At 49.5% G+C, this 17,576-nt stretch carries 18 protein-coding genes; 10 read left to right on the top strand and 8 right to left on the bottom strand.

What is annotated here, in order from left to right:
- Positions 1-84: 84 nt before the first annotated feature.
- Positions 85-672, bottom strand: coding sequence for a Yip1 family protein (locus OH663_RS10310; RefSeq protein ID WP_045444978.1), 588 nt, complete (start codon positions 670-672; stop codon positions 85-87).
- A 163-nt stretch (positions 673-835) separates the two neighbouring features.
- Between OH663_RS10310 and OH663_RS10315 the strand changes: the two genes are divergently transcribed.
- Positions 836-1,405 (top strand): DedA family protein, encoded by a 570-nt coding sequence (locus OH663_RS10315; RefSeq protein WP_045444981.1) that lies wholly within the window; start codon positions 836-838, stop codon positions 1,403-1,405.
- A 37-nt stretch (positions 1,406-1,442) separates the two neighbouring features.
- Here the strand turns inward: OH663_RS10315 and mdtQ are convergent, their stop codons facing one another.
- Positions 1,443-2,882 carry a multidrug resistance outer membrane protein MdtQ gene (mdtQ, locus tag OH663_RS10320; RefSeq protein WP_200012774.1) on the bottom strand — a complete coding sequence of 480 codons (1,440 nt, stop codon included), beginning with the start codon at positions 2,880-2,882 and terminating at the stop codon, positions 1,443-1,445.
- Positions 2,883-3,051: 169 nt separating this feature from the next.
- Between mdtQ and OH663_RS10325 the strand changes: the two genes are divergently transcribed.
- Together OH663_RS10325 and yohP are read left to right on the top strand one after the other, a co-directional pair.
- Positions 3,052-3,786 (top strand): class I SAM-dependent methyltransferase, encoded by a 735-nt coding sequence (locus OH663_RS10325; protein WP_200012775.1) that lies wholly within the window; start codon positions 3,052-3,054, stop codon positions 3,784-3,786.
- Between the two features lie 71 nt (positions 3,787-3,857).
- Positions 3,858-3,941 (top strand): small membrane protein YohP, encoded by an 84-nt coding sequence (gene yohP, locus OH663_RS10330; RefSeq protein ID WP_015572324.1) that lies wholly within the window; start codon positions 3,858-3,860, stop codon positions 3,939-3,941.
- 122 nt (positions 3,942-4,063) lie between these two features.
- Here the strand turns inward: yohP and dusC are convergent, their stop codons facing one another.
- On the bottom strand, positions 4,064-5,002 hold the full coding sequence (gene dusC, locus OH663_RS10335) for a tRNA dihydrouridine(16) synthase DusC (RefSeq protein ID WP_045444989.1): 939 nt from the start codon (positions 5,000-5,002) through the stop codon (positions 4,064-4,066).
- 217 nt (positions 5,003-5,219) lie between these two features.
- On the opposite strand from dusC, the gene OH663_RS10340 reads away from it, so the two are divergent.
- The 7 genes from OH663_RS10340 to preA all read left to right on the top strand — a co-directional run bounded on the left by OH663_RS10340 (position 5,220) and on the right by preA (position 11,151).
- The gene (locus OH663_RS10340; protein WP_045444991.1) at positions 5,220-5,618 is read left to right on the top strand and encodes a CidA/LrgA family protein; all 399 of its coding nucleotides are present in this window, start codon (positions 5,220-5,222) and stop codon (positions 5,616-5,618) included.
- Positions 5,615-6,310: a CidB/LrgB family autolysis modulator gene (locus OH663_RS10345; RefSeq protein WP_045444993.1), complete on the top strand. Its 696-nt coding sequence runs from the start codon at positions 5,615-5,617 to the stop codon at positions 6,308-6,310. Before OH663_RS10340 ends, OH663_RS10345 begins: the two co-directional genes overlap by 4 nt.
- A 148-nt stretch (positions 6,311-6,458) precedes the next feature.
- Positions 6,459-7,343: a cytidine deaminase gene (gene cdd / locus OH663_RS10350; protein ID WP_048221050.1), complete on the top strand. Its 885-nt coding sequence runs from the start codon at positions 6,459-6,461 to the stop codon at positions 7,341-7,343.
- Between the two features lie 130 nt (positions 7,344-7,473).
- Positions 7,474-8,193, top strand: a complete 720-nt coding sequence (sanA, locus tag OH663_RS10355) for an outer membrane permeability protein SanA (protein ID WP_045449709.1) — start codon at positions 7,474-7,476, stop codon at positions 8,191-8,193.
- 2 nt (positions 8,194-8,195) lie between these two features.
- The gene (locus OH663_RS10360) at positions 8,196-8,435 is read left to right on the top strand and encodes a DUF2542 family protein (protein WP_048221049.1); all 240 of its coding nucleotides are present in this window, start codon (positions 8,196-8,198) and stop codon (positions 8,433-8,435) included.
- 245 nt (positions 8,436-8,680) lie between these two features.
- Entirely contained in the window at positions 8,681-9,922 is a 1,242-nt protein-coding gene (locus OH663_RS10365) for an NAD(P)-dependent oxidoreductase (RefSeq protein WP_200012776.1), read from the top strand.
- On the top strand, positions 9,916-11,151 hold the full coding sequence (gene preA, locus OH663_RS10370) for an NAD-dependent dihydropyrimidine dehydrogenase subunit PreA (protein ID WP_200012777.1): 1,236 nt from the start codon (positions 9,916-9,918) through the stop codon (positions 11,149-11,151). Before OH663_RS10365 ends, preA begins: the two co-directional genes overlap by 7 nt.
- A 59-nt stretch (positions 11,152-11,210) precedes the next feature.
- Here preA and mglC read toward each other — a convergent pair whose 3' ends face one another.
- The 5 genes from mglC to yeiB form a co-directional block, all read right to left on the bottom strand.
- Positions 11,211-12,221 (bottom strand): galactose/methyl galactoside ABC transporter permease MglC, encoded by a 1,011-nt coding sequence (gene mglC / locus OH663_RS10375; protein WP_003027393.1) that lies wholly within the window; start codon positions 12,219-12,221, stop codon positions 11,211-11,213.
- Positions 12,222-12,236: 15 nt separating this feature from the next.
- Positions 12,237-13,757 (bottom strand): galactose/methyl galactoside ABC transporter ATP-binding protein MglA, encoded by a 1,521-nt coding sequence (gene mglA / locus OH663_RS10380; RefSeq protein WP_045445012.1) that lies wholly within the window; start codon positions 13,755-13,757, stop codon positions 12,237-12,239.
- A 195-nt stretch (positions 13,758-13,952) separates the two neighbouring features.
- On the bottom strand, positions 13,953-14,951 hold the full coding sequence (mglB, locus tag OH663_RS10385) for a galactose/glucose ABC transporter substrate-binding protein MglB (RefSeq protein ID WP_045445015.1): 999 nt from the start codon (positions 14,949-14,951) through the stop codon (positions 13,953-13,955).
- A 296-nt stretch (positions 14,952-15,247) separates the two neighbouring features.
- The gene (gene galS / locus OH663_RS10390; RefSeq protein ID WP_045445018.1) at positions 15,248-16,270 is read right to left on the bottom strand and encodes an HTH-type transcriptional regulator GalS; all 1,023 of its coding nucleotides are present in this window, start codon (positions 16,268-16,270) and stop codon (positions 15,248-15,250) included.
- Between the two features lie 144 nt (positions 16,271-16,414).
- Positions 16,415-17,572, bottom strand: a complete 1,158-nt coding sequence (gene yeiB / locus OH663_RS10395; protein WP_048221045.1) for a DUF418 domain-containing protein YeiB — start codon at positions 17,570-17,572, stop codon at positions 16,415-16,417.
- Positions 17,573-17,576 lie beyond the last annotated feature (4 nt).

Consider the following 17,576-nt stretch of genomic DNA (forward strand, 5'->3'; position numbering starts at 1 on the left):
AGCGTCACCGCTACTGGATAATCATCTCGAAATGCTGCGTTGCTGGCTTTTACAGCAGCAACGCAGCGTAGACAGGTTTGAACGTCAGAATAACCGATAGCCGTAACCCCACAGGACCACCGTAATCGCCAGCAGAACTTCCAGCACCAGCACACCAATCGCCAGTGTCGAACTGGAAAAACTTAGACCTTCCTCTTTGCTGATATTCAGGAATGTTGGAATACCGAGATACAGTAAATATCCGGTGTAAAACAGCGCGATAGTCCCAATTAAGGCGCACAACCAGACCAACGGATAAAGCGCTACAAGCCCGCTTAAAAACAGCGGCGTGGCAACATATCCGGCAAAGACCATACAGTGCGCCAGCGATGGACGCTGCGGATAATTGCGCGCCATCCACCAGATCACCCGCCCCATAACGGCCACGCCCGCCAGCATCACACCGTAGAACAGAATTGCCATCGCAAATCCGGTAAACAGGGATAGTTGCAGTATGTTTCCGTCGCCAAAATTCCAGCCGATCTGTGTCGTACCAATAAAGGCACAAATAACCGGGATTGCCGCCATCAGCAGTACATGGTGAGTATAGTGATGCGAAACACTTTCGTTTTCGCTGTTGATCACGTGCATTTCACGATCGGGATGGGAAAACAGCCCCCAGACATGGTTCATACCGCCCCCTTCTTGTCAGCTCCGGACCTCAACACTTCAAGTATAATTCACCTTTTGATTATTTTATGTACACAACAAAAATACCGATGCGCTACGCTGAGGCTTTTCCGGCATCAACAATTTATAGGGTGTATGCTAAGAGTTGTGGAGGTCATACAGACGTATGGATATAAATAGTCTTATCGCGCAGTACGGCTATGCGGCGCTAACTATTGGCAGCCTGGCCGAAGGTGAAACAATTACCCTGTTAGGTGGCGTTGCAGCGCATCAGGGATTACTCAAATTTCCACTGGTTGTCATCTCCGTCGCGCTGGGTGGGATGATAGGCGATCAGTTACTTTATTTACTTGGACGGCGTTATGGCGGCAAAATTTTACGTCGTTTCTCGCGTCATCAGGCAAAAATTCATTACGCACAGAAAATGATCCAACGACGTCCCTACCTCTTTGTGGTCGGGACACGTTTTATGTACGGATTCCGCGTCATTGGTCCCCTGCTGATTGGCGCCAGCCACCTGCCACCAAAAATCTTTTTACCGTTGAATATTCTGGGAGCGCTCGTCTGGGCACTGCTGTTCACTTCGCTCGGTTACGTGGGTGGTGAAGTGATTGCCCCGTGGCTGCACAGCCTCGACCAGCATATTAAACACGGAATATGGCTGGTTCTGGTTGTCGGCCTGGTGGTGGCTGCCCGTTGGTGGATGAAGCAGCGAAATAAACAAAAAACGCAATGAAACTGGCCCGACAACAAATATCTGCCGGGCCGGAAAGTCAGGAGGCGTGGTATCCGCCACCCAGGGCGCTGGTTAACTGAATAGAAGCATCCAGCCACTGACCTTGTAAAATCAGAGCGTTACACTGCTCACGTAATGCCGGAATTTTTGCCTCGCTGACGCGGGACCCCGCAATGATACCGGCATTAAACCGTGCCTGGGCGAGTCCCACTATACGCTGCGCGTCATGTTCAATCTTTTGCTGTTGCTGATTCTTCTGCGCCAATGTTTCCACCTGCGTTGCCGCACGTGCCACATCATTCACCGCGTCCACTACGGCTTTGTTGTAACTGGCAACCGTCAGATTGCTTTGCGCGGTGGTCATATCGAGATTTGCATTCAGTCTGCCACTATCAAAGACAGGCAACGTCAGCCCGGCAGACACCCCCATTTGTTGCGCGGAATGACGGAACAGATCGCTCAGATGTAACGCGTCCTGCTGTAAAAATGCCATCAGGTTAACGTCGGGATAAAACGCAGCTTTCGCCGCATCAATACTGCTCATCGACGATTCAATATACCAGTGTGCAGCCTGTAAATCAGGGCGGCGAGCCAGTAGTGAGTAACCTAACCGGGACGGCAACCGGCTTTCCACCACCGGCATAGTCGCGGCATTAAGCTTCAGGGAGGTGGATTGTGTATTGGTCAGGGCGAGCAGTCGCGCCTCGATCACCTTCATTTTTCCACTAACATCGTTCAGTTGCTGCTCTGTTTTGCTGGAATCGATATCGGTTTCTACCCCCTCCACCGAAGAGGTAATACCGTTTTGATACAGTTGGCGATCCGCTGTGATGACATTCTGTTGCTCATTTTTAATCTGCGTTAGCACGGTTTTCAGCGCCGCCTGTGTCTGCCACTCCCAGTACAGACGAGACACACTGCTTGCCAGCAGTTGTCGGGTTTGCTCACGCTCGGCCTCACGCGCTTTAACCTCACCAATGCGCGCCGCGACTTCTGCCCGGTTTTTGCCCCATAGATCCAGGTCCCAGCCAGCGGTTAAACCAAATGTTCCATTGGTGTACCACGGCCCCGTAGTACCAGCAGCGGGATCGGTAATGGCAAACGGTCCCATCACACCTTCGGCGGACATTTTCTGACGCTCAACGCCTGCGGAAAAATCAATCTGCGGTCCATCCTGCGCTTCTATGGCCTGAGCCTGCGCTTCCGCCAGCTGAATACGCTGCTCCGCCACTTGCATATCAGGAGAGTTCTGTAACGTACTGTCAATCAACGCATTAAGCTGTGGATCGTGATACGCCTTCCACCACTGGCTATCTGGCCAACCGTTTTTCAATGCCGCTGGTAATGTGGAATCAACGTTTGCAGAGGGGGTCTGCTGTGACAGTAGCTGGCGGTTATCGTGCATAGGGGCGCAGCCCGCCATCAGAATAAAAAGCGGCAAACATGCCGTAGCGACAAGAACAGAATTACGATTCATGGAGGTACGCAGATAAGAAAAGAGGTGCAGAGATTACGACTTGTCGCACTCGCTTTTTTAGTTACGCGTGGCAATACATCTTTGGAAATTAAAATATATAATCAGAAAAATATATGCCAGTTAAATATTATGGATAATATTATTCTAATAATTTATGAATGGAGCCGATATGTCACAAAATATCTATGATGATCCTGAGTTCTTTGCCGGATATGCCACACTGGATCGTTCAGTAAAGGGGCTCGACGGTGCACCAGAATGGCCAACAATACAAACGCTGCTTCCTCCGCTACAGGGTAAAAATATTCTTGATTTAGGCTGCGGATATGGCTGGTTTTGCCGCTACGCGAGAAATAACCACGCTGCAAGCGTTGTGGGTCTGGATATTTCAGAGAAGATGTTAGCCAAGGCGTGCAGTATGACCCATGGCGATGGGATCGTGTACCAGCGCGAAGATCTTGAAACACTCACGCTCTCGCCGGGTTCATTTGATCTGGTCTATAGCTCACTCGCCCTGCACTATTTGCAGAATATTGAACGATTACTGACAACGATTTATCAGTCACTAACACCGGGCGGAATGCTGGTATTTTCTGCTGAGCACCCTATTTATACCGCACCACTGACCCAGGGCTGGATCAAAGATAAAACCGGTCAACAATCCTGGCCGGTTAATCACTATCAGCAGGAAGGCGAACGCATCAGCAACTGGTTCGCCGAAGGCGTCAAAAAACAACACCGTAAACTGGCCACGTGGATTAATGCGCTGATTGCCGCCGGTTTTCAGATCATAAGCCTTAATGAATGGGGTCCGTCTGCTGAACAGATTGCCGCTAACCCGGCGCTGGATGAAGAGAAAGAGCGTCCAATGATATTTCTTCTCAGCGCACGTAAGCCGGAGTAATGAAACCGCCAGGCAGAATTGCTGATGCTTTCCTATACTCAACCTGAACTTACCAAAAATAAGGAAAGTTAATGAAAATTCTGCTGTGGGTTATTTTAATTATTTTTCTGATTGGGCTGTTGGTGGTGACGGGTGTGTTTAAGATGATTTTCTGATGTCGATTCCGGATCCAACACGCCTGATAAGCGAATTGCCATCAGGCAATATCTCAACTCTGATGCCGGATGGTGGCATAACCGCCATATCCGGCTTACTAAACAGAGGTATCAGCGCTCAGTTAACACTCAATGGCCTGAATCGCACGCGCGATATCCGGTGAATTATTTAATGCGCGAATTTCCTGAAACAGCGTTGTCGCCTCTGAATACTCTTTACGTAAATATCCCAGCCACTGTTTGATACGCGCCACGTGGTATAGACCGGTATCGCCCTGTTTTTCCAGCCGGGTATATTTTTTCAGCAACGTCACCACATCAGGCCACGGCATACGCGGTTCGTTGTATTTCACCACACGACTAAGATTAGGGATGTTGAGTGCACCACGTCCTATCATCACGGCGTCACATCCGGTAATAGCCATGCAATCCTGGGCACTCTGCCAGTCCCAGATTTCTCCATTAGCGATAACCGGGATAGTGAGACGTTTGCGAATTTCACCAATAGCCTGCCAGTTAATGTGCTCAGCCTTGTAGCCCTGCTCTTTGGTTCGGCCATGAACCGCCAGCTCGCTGGCACCTGCCTGCTGAACGGCATCGGCAATTTCAAACTGTCTGTCGCTGCTGTCCCAGCCGAGGCGTACTTTTACCGTCACCGGCAAATGGTCCGGAACGGCCTCGCGCATCGCTTTTGCCCCCCGGTAGATAAGCTCCGGATCCTTTAATAACGTTGCGCCGCCGCCACTGCCGTTAACCAGTTTCGACGGGCAGCCACAGTTCAGATCGACACCAAACGAGCCCAGTTCAACCGCGCGGGCCGCATTCTCCGCCAGCCACTGCGGATACTGCCCCAGCAGTTGTATGCGCACCCGTGTGCCGGATGTCGTACGGCTGGCGTTGAGCAACTCAGGACAAATGCGATGGAACACTTTTACCGGCAGGAGTTGATCCACCACCCGGACAAATTCGGTGATACAGAGATCATAGTCATTGACTTCAGTCAGCAGCTCGCGAACCAGTGAGTCGAGCACACCTTCCATCGGCGCCAGTAAAACACGCATATTGTTACCCGCAAAAAAGAGAGGCGCTATGGTAACTTCTCTGAGATAGGGTTTAAAGCACAGAGAAGCTGTTACTTACCGCTATTCTGTATTCAGCGCAGAGTTTAGCCGATGTTCCCGTTATCTATTTCCACTATGCTTAGAATTCATGATGTGATCGGTAGCACGTTTTAAAGTTTAATTGTATGATGAATCAGTCTCGTCAAGGGTTTCTACTATGAGCAAGTCACTGAATATTATCTGGCAATATATACGCGCTTTCGTACTGATTTATGCCTGCCTCTATGCAGGTATTTTTCTTGCTTCCCTGCTCCCCATAACTATTCCGGGCAGCATTATCGGCATGCTAATCCTGTTTGTCCTGCTGGCGCTGCAAATCTTGCCTGCGAAATGGGTTAATCCGGGTTGCTATGTCCTGATTCGCTATATGGCCCTTCTGTTTGTCCCAATTGGTGTAGGGATCATGCAGTACTTTGACTTGCTCCGTGCGCAATTTGGTCCGGTGGTGGTGTCCTGCACCATTAGTACACTGGTCGTTTTCCTGGTAGTGAGCTGGAGCTCGCATCTTGTGCACGGTGAACGAAAAATCGTTGGGCAGAAAGGATCTAAAGAATGATGTCGTATATCTGGTGGTCGTTACCCCTCACGCTGGCGGTATTTTTTGCCGCTCGTAAGCTGGCTATGCGGATCAAAATGCCGCTGCTGAATCCACTGCTCGTCGCCATGGTGGTCATTATTCCCTTTCTGATCCTGACCGGTATTCCCTACGATCACTATTTTAAAGGCAGCGAGGTTCTCAACGATTTACTGCAGCCTGCGGTGGTCGCGCTGGCCTATCCGCTGTATGAGCAATTGCACCAAATCCGCGCCCGCTGGAAGTCCATTATTGCTATCTGTTTCGCAGGCAGCGTAGTGGCGATGGTTACCGGCACATCTATTGCTTTGCTACTGGGGGCTTCACCGGAAATTGCCGCGTCTATCATGCCTAAATCAGTGACAACACCTATCGCCATGGCGGTAGGTGGAAGTATCGGCGGCATCCCGGCAATCAGCGCTGTCTGTGTTATTTTTGTCGGCATCCTCGGTGCCGTATTTGGCCATACTCTGCTGAATGCAATGCGGATTCGCACCAAGGCTGCACGTGGGCTGGCAATGGGTACTGCCTCGCACGCCCTGGGCACCGCACGCTGTGCTGAGCTTGACTACCAGGAAGGCGCATTTAGTTCTCTGGCGCTGGTCATTTGCGGGATAATCACTTCACTGGTGGCTCCGTTCCTGTTCCCGGTTATTCTGGCACTGTTCGGCTAATCCTGATTTTTAGGTCATTTATTTGCGATGCGTTGCACATTTTTAATTTAAGTTTCATAAGTTGCATACATAATGAGATATGAATCACATATAAAGGCGTAACAGGCCCGTAAACTACGATTCCATTACATTGTTATGAGGCATCGCCATGCATCCACGTTTTCAAACTTCTTTTGCCCAACTCGCGGATAACTTGCAATCAGCCCTGGCTCCCCTTCTGGCGGATGTTCATTTCCCCGCCATGTTAACTGCTGAGCAGGTCTCTGTGCTTAAACGCGAATCGGGACTGGACGAAGACGCGCTGGCATTCGCTCTGCTGCCGCTGGCTGCTGCCTGCGCTCGTACCGATCTCTCCCATTTTAACGTTGGCGCAATTGCGCGTGGTATCAGTGGTACCTGGTATTTCGGTGGGAATATGGAGTTCCTTGGCGCGACGATGCAGCAAACTGTTCATGCCGAGCAAAGCGCCATCAGTCACGCCTGGTTACGCGGTGAAAAGGGACTCGCCGCCATCACCGTAAACTACACCCCTTGCGGTCACTGCCGTCAGTTTATGAATGAACTGAACAGCGGGCTGGATTTACGCATTCACCTGCCAGGACGTGAGCCGCACGCCCTGCGCGACTATCTGCCGGATGCTTTCGGCCCGAAAGATTTAGACATCAAAACCTTGTTGATGGATGAGCAGGATCACGGCTTCGCGCTGGAAGGCGATACGCTGACCCAGGCGGCGATTACCGCCGCTAATCATTGTCATATGCCATACAGTCACTCCCCGAGCGGTGTTGCGCTGGAGTGCAAAGATGGTCAAATCTTCAGTGGCAGCTATGCTGAAAACGCCGCCTTCAACCCAACTCTGCCTCCGCTGCAGGGCGCATTAAACCTGTTGAACCTCAACGGCTATGATTACCCGGACATTCAACGCGCGGTGCTGGCAGAAAAAGCCGATGCGCCATTAATCCAGTGGGATGCCACTTCCGCTACCCTGAAAGCATTGGGATGCAATAACATCAGTCGCGTACTGCTGGGTTAATTTCCTGATGGCTCGACGCTTATCACGGCTGGATTGTTGAAAATCCCCTCAATCAGGTTGCTGTTTCTTGCGCTACGCCGTCGGGTACAGTAGCCTGATTGAAATTCCATCCAATTATCGAGTTTTCCGCATGTTAAAGCGCGTGTTTTACAGCTTGTTAGTCCTGATCGGCTTGCTGCTGTTAACTGTGCTTGGTCTCGACAGATGGATGAGCTGGAAGACAGCACCTTACATCTACGACGAATTGCAGGATTTACCCTATCGCCAGGTCGGCGTGGTATTAGGCACAGCGAAATACTACCGTACCGGCGTCATTAACCAGTATTACCGCTACCGCATTCAGGGCGCATTAAACGCTTATAACAGCGGTAAGGTGAATTACCTGCTACTCAGTGGCGATAACGCACAGCAAAGCTATAACGAACCGATGACGATGCGTAAAGATCTGATTGCCGCAGGCGTCGATCCTGCCGACATCGTGCTCGATTATGCCGGATTCCGCACGCTCGACTCCATTGTGCGGACCCGCAAAGTGTTTGATACCAATGATTTCATCATCATTACCCAGCGATTCCACTGTGAACGCGCCTTGTTTATTGCACTTCATATGGGCATTCAAGCCCAGTGCTACGCGGTGCCTTCACCTAAAGATATGCTGACCGTACGGGTACGTGAATTCGGCGCCCGTTTTGGGGCGCTGGCCGATCTCTATCTCTTTAAGCGCGAGCCTCGTTTTTTAGGCCCGCTGGTGCCGATCCCGACAATGCATCAGGTACCGGATGATGCTCAGGGTTATCCGGCGGTAACGCCAGAACAGTTACTTGAATTACAAAAGAAACAAGGAAAATAAGCATGGATGTGCAAACACTCTTCGTCGTTTTGGCCTTTCTTCTCATCCCTGTGTTTTGCTTTCGTGAAGCATGGAAAGGCTGGCGCTCTGGGGCCGTTGATAAAATAAAGAAGAACGCACGTGAACCGGTATATGCCTACCGCAATGAAGATCCACTGCAATTCTGGTGTTACGTTCTTGTTTATGCCGGGTGCGGATGCTTATCTTTTGGGATGGTTATTTATTTAGTCTTTTATCGATAAGGACATTTATGTAATATTAGCGTTTGAGAATAACTAATATTATGAGAACAATTGTTATTTCAATATAAGGGATAAATGCTGTCCACCAGCATTTCCCTGACACTGTCCTCTATTTGTGAATCCTTTCACAGAATACTCTTCCTGCAGTGCTAGCCTTGAGAATAGCCTTAGAAATTATTTTTTCTAATTTTATATTTTGTTATTAACGGTTCGCCTTAATTTACTCAAGCATTAAGGAAGAAAATATGCCACAACAAAATTATCTGGATGAGCTGACGCCTGCTTTTACGCCATTATTAGCAATAAAAGAGGCCTCCCGCTGTTTATTATGTCACGATGCCCCCTGTAGCCAGGATTGTCCGGCGCAAACCGATCCCGGGAAATTTATTCGCTCTATTTATTTTCGCAATTTTAAAGGCGCAGCCGAAACGATCCGTGAAAATAATGCGCTCGGAGCCGTATGCGCCCGGGTATGTCCAACCGAAAAATTATGTCAACGCGGGTGTACGCGTTCAGGAATTGATAAACCTATCGATATCGCACGTCTGCAACGTTTTATTACCGATTTTGAACAGCAGACGGCAATGAAAATTTATCAACCCGGAACGAAAACGCTGGGCAAGATTGCCATTATCGGCGCAGGCCCGGCAGGGTTGCAGGCCAGTGTAACCTTGAGCAATCTGGGTTACGACGTGACAATTTACGAAAAACAGCCTCAGCCAGGCGGCTGGCTGCGCTATGGCATTCCTGAGTTTCGGTTGCCGCAATCTGTTCTGGATGTCGAGATTGCTCGTATCGTTGAAATGGGCGTCACCATTAAATGCCATTGTGAAGTCGGCAACACCCTCTCTGTTGAGCAACTTAAAGCGGAAAATCGCGCTGTGCTGCTTACCGTAGGCATGTCCTACGGCTCGACCCTGCCACTGTTTAACAATGCAAATAATGTCGAGATTGCCGTCGATTTCCTGCAACGTGCCCGACAGTCCGGCGGCGATATTGCCGTACCGCAAAGTGCGTTGATCATCGGTGGCGGCGATGTGGCAATGGATGTCGCCAGTACGTTAAAACTCCTTGGCTGTCCGTCAGTCACCTGTGTCGCACGTGAAGAACTCGCTGAATTCCCCGCCAGCGACAAAGAGTTCACCAGTACGCAAGCGTTAGACGTATCGATCATTGACGGCTTCACACCCGTAGAGGTTACCGGGAATAGAGTCACCTTTAAGCATGTTCGTCAGCCAGGAGAACTCACGTTTGAAGCCGAAAAGATTATTCTCGCCGTTGGCCAACACGCTCAACTTGATGGTTTCGCGGCATTAAAGCCAGAGCGTAATCTTATCGATACGCAAAATTATCAAACCGCCGATCCGGTTCTGTTTGCCGCGGGCGATATCGTTAAAGGCGATAAAACCGTCGTCTATGCCGTGAAAACCGGGAAAGAAGCCGCTCAGGCTATTCATCACTATTTAGAGGGAGCTTGCTCATGTTAACAAAAGATCTTTCTATTACTTTTTGCGGCGTAAAATTTCCCAACCCGTTTTGCCTCTCTTCTTCTCCGGTGGGTAACTGTTATGAGATGTGCGCCAAAGCCTACGATACCGGCTGGGGCGGAATTGTTTTTAAAACAATTGGTTTCTTTATCGCCAATGAAGTCTCCCCACGCTTTGACCATCTGACCAAAGAAGATACTGGCTTCATTGGCTTCAAAAATATGGAGCAAATTGCTGAACACCCACTGGAAGAGAATCTGGCCGCCATTCGTAGGCTGAAGCAAAATTACCCAGATAAAGTGCTAATTGCATCGATCATGGGGGAAAATGAGCAGCAATGGCAGGAGCTGGCACACCTGGTCGAAGAAGCGGGTGCGGATATGATCGAGTGCAACTTCTCGTGTCCGCAGATGACATCTCATGCGATGGGCAGCGATGTGGGACAAAGCCCGGAGCTGGTCGAGAAATATTGTCGGGCAGTTAAACGCGGTTCTTCACTGCCAATGTTAGCCAAAATGACACCCAATATTGGCGATATGTGTGAAGTGGCTCTGGCGGCTAAACGCGGAGGTGCCGACGGTATTGCCACCATCAATACCGTAAAATCTATCACCAATATCGACCTGAACCGGAAAATCGGCATGCCAGTAGTCAACGGCAAATCCAGTATTTCCGGCTACTCCGGCAAGGCAGTAAAACCCATCGCCCTGCGTTTTATACAACAACTGCGTACCCACCCTGAACTACAAGATTTTCCGATTAGCGGCATTGGTGGCATTGAAACCTGGGAAGATGCTGCTGAATTCTTGCTCCTGGGTGCTGCTACGCTGCAGGTGACTACCGGGATCATGCAGTATGGCTATCGGATTGTGGAGGATATGACCAGCGGGCTGTCGCACTATCTTGCCGATCAGGGCTTTGATTCGCTGGAGGATATGGTTGGCCTTGCCAATACCAATATCATTCCCGCCGAGGATCTTGACCGCAGTTATATTGTCTACCCACATATCAACCTCGATAAATGCGTTGGCTGCGGGCGCTGCTACATCTCCTGCTATGACGGTGGACATCAGGCGATGGAATGGAATGAAGAAACCCGTACACCACACTGCAACACCGAAAAATGCGTGGGTTGTCTGCTGTGCGGTCACGTCTGCCCGGTAGCCTGTATCGATTTAGGGGAGGTAAAATTTAAAGCCGGTGAGAAAGAACATGCGCTAACGCTGTAACACGAAGAACAGAAAAGCCCGGGGCAGATTTCTCTGCACCGGGCTTTTGCATAGTTACGTTACTTCTTACGTGCGTATTTCAGTGAGTCCAGCGCCACCGCGAAGATGATAATGCCGCCCTTAATAATGTACTGCCAGTAAGGGTTCACGCCGATATAGGTCAGACCGTAGTTGATAACGGTGAAGATAATAACACCGGTCACAACACCAAATACGGTACCGACACCACCACTGAACGACACGCCGCCGACCACGCACGCCGCAATCGCATCCAGCTCATACATAAAGCCGAGGTTGTTGGTCGCAGAGCCGATACGTCCGGCTTCCAGTAAGCCACCGAAAGCATAGAACACGCCAGACAGCGCATAGATAATCAGCAGGTTCAGCGCGACGTTAACGCCAGATACTTTCGCCGCTTCGGGGTTACCGCCGATAGCGAAAATGTTTTTACCAAAGCGGGTCTTGTTCCAGAGTACCCAAACAAAGGCCACTGCAATCAATGCGTAGAAAGTGATATAGGAGAGTCGGAAACTACCCAGCGCAATAAAGCCCTGCGCAAAGGTGGAGAATCCGCTGTCAAAGCCAGAAATTGGCGAGGCCCCGACAAAGTCGTAATACAGTGAGTTGATACCGTAAACGATGATCATCGTACCGAGAGTGGTAATAAACGGGGTCACATTCAGGTACGCAATGATGATACCGTTCACCAGACCAATAATGGCACCGATAACACAGACAATCAGCACCACCACGATGATCGGCATGGTGGCCATTTCCGGGAACACCTTATTGGCATTCTCCATCGACTGCAGCAAAGTAGCCGCGACCACCGCAGCCAGACCAACCTGACGACCTGCAGACAGGTCTGTCCCCTGGGTGACAATCAGTCCGGCAACGCCCAGTGCGATAATAATACGCACCGAGGATTGCGTCAGAATATTACTCAAGTTCAGCAAACTTAAGAAAGTAGGGTCCTGGAAAATAATAATCGCCAGCAAAACTAAAAGAACAACGTAAATTCCGCCTTCTTTCAGGTAAGTAAGAAAACTTTTCTTATTTAACGCACTCATGAGGAGCCCCTAATCTTAAAGGTGCAAAGACGCAAGACGGAGAATTTCGTTTTGCGTTGTCGTTTTAGTTTCAACAATTCCAGCCACAAGACCATTGCTCATAACCAGAATACGATCGGTAATACCTAACAGCTCCGGCATTTCGGAGGAAATAATGATAATCCCCTTCCCTTTTTTCGCCAGCTCCGCAATTAACTGATAAATTTCAAATTTTGCACCAACATCGATCCCACGTGTTGGCTCATCCAGCATCAGTATTTCTGGCTGTGTTAACAACCAACGGCCAATAACAACCTTTTGCTGGTTGCCACCGGACAGTGAACCAATTTGTGTACGGTGACCTGGTGTTTTCACCCTCATGGAGTCAATTACCCATTGGGTATCGCTTTTCATACGGGTATTATCCAACAGGCCAACTTTATTTTTATAGTTTTGGATATTGGATATTAACGAGTTAAAACCGATATCCAGATAAGCATAAATGCCCGTTGAGCGACGTTCTTCCGTCACCAGCGCAAAACCATGGTTAATGGCTTCATTCGCACTGTGGTTATTAATTTTTTTGCCGTGTAGCGTAATCGTACCTGATGATTTCTCACGAATACCAAAAAGTGTTTCAACAATATCTGTGCGTTTTGCACCAACCAGACCGGCAATGCCAAGGATCTCCCCTTTATGCAGGTCAAAAGAGATATCACGAATCGACGGCTGACGCAGAGATGTCAGGTTACGCACTTCCAGAATCACTTCGCCAGGCTTGTTCTCTTTATCCGGGAAACGTTGGTTCAGCGAACGTCCCACCATCATGGCGATGATCTTATCCATATCCAGCCCTTCCAGTGGCTGGGTCGCAATCCACTGACCATCACGTAGCACGGTAATTTCATCGCACAACTGGAAGATTTCTTCCATTTTGTGAGAAATATAAACGATGCCGCATCCACGCTCTTTCAGTTTACGAATAATCGTGAACAGATGATTAACCTCTTTCTCCGTCAAAGACGAGGTAGGTTCATCCATGATGACGATTTTGGCATCGTACGAAAACGCTTTAGCAATTTCTATCATCTGCATTTGCGAAACTGACAATGTACCGACGCGCGCACGCGGATCGATATCAATATCCAGTTCATCAAATATCGCTTTGGTATCCCGGTACATTTTATCCTGGTCGACAAACATGCCTTTGGTGGGATAACGCCCTAGCCACATGTTGTCCATTACGGAACGTTGTAATACCAGGTTCAATTCCTGGTGTACCATCGAGATACCATTTTCAAGCGCTTCTTTAGCAGAATGAAAATCGATTTCTTTACCCTGAAATAAAATACTACCGGAATCTTTTTGATAGATTCCAAAAAGACATTTTAATAATGTTGACTTTCCAGCTCCATTCTCCCCCATTAAGGCGTGAATAGAATGTGGGCGGACTTTTAAATTGACATTATCAAGAGCCTTAACGCCGGGAAAGGACTTGTTGATGCCGCTCATTTCCAACAAGTATTCGCCTGACGACTGAGTATTAGTGCTGACCATAATTATACCTTGTTGGCCTTGCTGAGTGCGTAATTGAGGGCGCAACAGAATTGCGCCCACAGACATATACACTAAAAAATTCGAGTTGCAGGAAGGCGGTGAGTGAGTGAGTCCCCAGCCACATAGATAACTATGTAACTGGGGTGAACGAGCACAACCAACGCACAGGCAACTTGATGTATGGTGTGTATAGACTTATTTATTGGTGAACTCAGCCAGATTGTCTTTATCGACACCTACATACGGAACGCGAACAATTTTGTTCTCAATTTTCCAGGTTGTGCCGTCTGCCGCACCTTTGCCTTCAGCCAGGTTTTTCGCCAGATCGAAGGTTGCTTTCGCCTGGTTATTGGCGTCGTTCAGCACGGTACCGGCCATTGCGCCAGATTTCACCAGAGCCAGAGCTTCAGGCAACGCATCCACGCCAAATACCGGAACGCTGGTTTTGTTGTGTGCTTTCAGCGCTTCAACTGCACCCATTGCCATTGCGTCATTATTCGCAATCACAACTTCAATTTTGTTGGCGTTTGGACCGGACATCCACGCATCCATTTTATCTTTCGCCTGAGCGGTATCCCACATGGCGGTATCTAACTGCAGCTGCTCAGTTTTAATGCCTTTGTCGTTCAGCTCTTTAATCACGTAGGTAGTACGTGCCTCAGCATCCGGATGTCCCGGCTCGCCTTTCAGCAGAACAAACTGAATTTTACCGTCTTTGTTCAGATCCCAGTTCGGGTTTGCTGCCCAGTGTTTAGCAATCAAATCACCCTGGATGATGCCAGATTCTTTAGAGTCGGTACCGACATAGAAGGCCTTGTCATAGCTGTCCAGCGCTTTACGTGAAGGTTCTTTGTTGAAGAACACAATCGGTACGTTCTGGCCACGAGCTTTCTCAATTACCGTGCCTGCTGCAGCCGGGTCAACCAGGTTGATAGCCAGTGCTTTAACGCCTTTTGCCAGCAATACATCAATCTGATCGTTTTGCTTGGATTGATCGTTCTGGGAGTCGTTCATCAGCAACTGGACATCTGGCGCCGCTTTGGCATCTTTCTCAATAGCCTTACGCACCACAGACATAAAGTTATCGTCATACTTATAAATCGTCACACCAATGCGGGTATCAGCAGCGTGCGCAGCCGCGCCGAATAACATGCTTGCCATTACAGCAGACAGGGTCAACACCTTCTTATTCATGGTATCTCCGGTTTTATTATGCAGGGTAGTACTTGAGATAAATGCTCGGCAGGGCAGAACGTTACTAAACTGTTACTGAACGCCGAAGCTCACTTTTAAAAATATTTCTTCCGTGTCTGGCAACGCTCCAAAAACAGGCTTTAATTTTTGTTTAAGACGCCTATACCTCGATGAAAGTGATTATTCACCGTTACATAGTAGTTACAGCGCAACAAACAGTGTCATCATAGCTATGGCATTGTTAAGATACTGTGAATTTACTCACATATTGAAAACGGTTACATCGAGTGACATTATCAGTTAGTGATCGGTGCCGCATTCTGCCGCAACGCCACAGAATGACGACGCACCAGCGTTGGCATAAAGCAATGGGTCGCCGCAGGATCCAACGTACCCGCAGCGCCTTGTAGTGCGAGCTCTGTCGCCATTTTTGCCATTGATGCAATAGGATAGCGCACGGTCGTCAGCTGCGGATCGGTGTAACGCGCAATAGGGATATCATCGAAACCAATGATAGACAGATGTAACGGAATGGCGATGCCGTTGTCTTTTAGCGCAGTAAGCGCCCCGGCGGCCATATTGTCGTTGTAAGCGAAGACCGCCGTCAGTTGCAAATTACGTCCCAGCAGTTCCACCATCGCTGATTCTCCGCCCTGCATATCGGGCGAACCGGTGCCAACCCAGCTTTCTGCCGGAGTAATTCCGTTTTCTTTCAACGCGCTTAGCCACCCTTCTCTACGCATCGCGTCATCTTCAATACGATGACTTGACGCCAGATACCCTATGCGTTGGTGCCCGTTATTGAGCAGCATGCGGGTCGCCATTTTGGCCCCGCTGATATTGTCCAGGCAGACACAACGGTGGGCGTAGCCCGGCACAATACGGTTGATCAATACCATTCCGGGGATCTGATCCATAAACTCCCCCAGTTCCTGGTCACTCAGCGCTTTTGAGTGAACAATCAGCGCGTTGCAACGCTGACGGATCAGGACTTCGATGGCATGACGTTCTTTTTCTGCTTCATGATAACTGTTACCAATCAGCACATACTTCTGATGCTGCTGGGCAACCATATCTACGGCTTTCACCAGCGCACCAAAGAACGCATCTGAAACATCCATCACCACTACACCAATAGTGTCACTCACCTGCGTGGCCAGCGCTTGCGCATTAGCATTGGGCCGATAGCCTAGCTGAGTCACTGCCTTCATTACCGCTTCGCGAGTATCTGGACTCACCAACGCGCTGTTATTCAGTACGCGGGAAACGGTCGCCACAGAAACGCCAGACTGACGTGCCACATCACGTATGGTGATCATATTCACTACCCTGTTTGAGATTGCGGTTGCCCACAGACACCCTGGATTGTGTATTTTGTCAGCACGATGAATAGCACTGCGTGAGTCATGTCACAGGAATGAAAACGCTTACATCCATTTTGTTAATGAATGTGATCCAGATCGTTATCTGGATGTTCCCGGCAATGACGCCCCTGAGGCACGCAGGGTTAGTTGACGCCACAGCCACTCCACCGGACCTTGCCGATAAAAACGTAGCCAAATGACGGAGAAAAGAAGGTTTATAGTCCAAACAGGGATAACGAAATACAGCAGTTCCAGCCGGTCAAACTTCATAAACAGACCAAACTGATAGAACAGTGTGGTGCAGATGAGCGTTTGCAGAAGATAATTGGTCAATGCCATGCGTCCTACGCAGGCAATGGCAATAACAAATTTAAAGCGGTTAAGTTGCGGCCAGAAACCAAACATCAATGCGGCGTAACCGATAGTCTGAAACGGTGCGCTCAGTTCTCGCGGGGCTTGTAACAGAAAAGCACACCAGCGATATGCCCACTCCAGATGCCATTGGGCGACGATAGCCGGCAGGTTAATCGCCATTCCGATGATGACCAACAACGCGCCTGTACGACGATAATGCGACAAACTGTATTGTCCTTTCAGCCAGCCGCTGCGCATCAATGCCGCGCCGAGCAGCATCATTCCCGCAAGCTGCCAGCCGTACTGCGCCCCCAGTGCCAGCAGGCTGTTCGACAGCATATCCACGCGGTTACTGACCGCTTCCATACCGCCGTTAATCTTCCAGAACTTTTCATACAGCAGTGCAGAGGCATCCGGCGTCCAGGCCCGGCTGGTTTCGCCCCCGGAAATAACGCCAAGCAGCAGCAATACGCCGATACCTACGAGGTAGAGCAGCACACCGGTATTAAACAGGCTTTTGACCGAAGGAGCGTCGCGGATCAGCCGCCAGCAGATAAGACCAATTAAGCCGTATGCCAGCAGGATATCGCCATCCCATAATAATAAGCCGTGAATAAAACCCAGCAAAACTAGCAGAGTGAGTCGCGACTGGATCCAGCGTTTGCCGCGCGGCAACAGCATTTGCAGGCCTGCGCCGAACAACAGCGCAAAAAGAGTAAGGAACTTCACCTGCGCGAAGAGATCAAGCACCGCCCAGGTCCAGGCATCCGACAGGGTAATGTTGCCGTACCAGGCAGGGTTCAGGTATGCCGCCTTCGGCAAACCAAAGGCGCTAATATTGAGAAGCAGGATACCAAGGATGGCAACGCCACGAATAAAATCCAGCGTGACATTACGCTCCATGGTT

The organism is Citrobacter sp. Marseille-Q5395, from assembly GCF_947057495.1.
Classification (GTDB): Bacteria; Pseudomonadota; Gammaproteobacteria; order Enterobacterales; family Enterobacteriaceae; genus Citrobacter; species Citrobacter murliniae.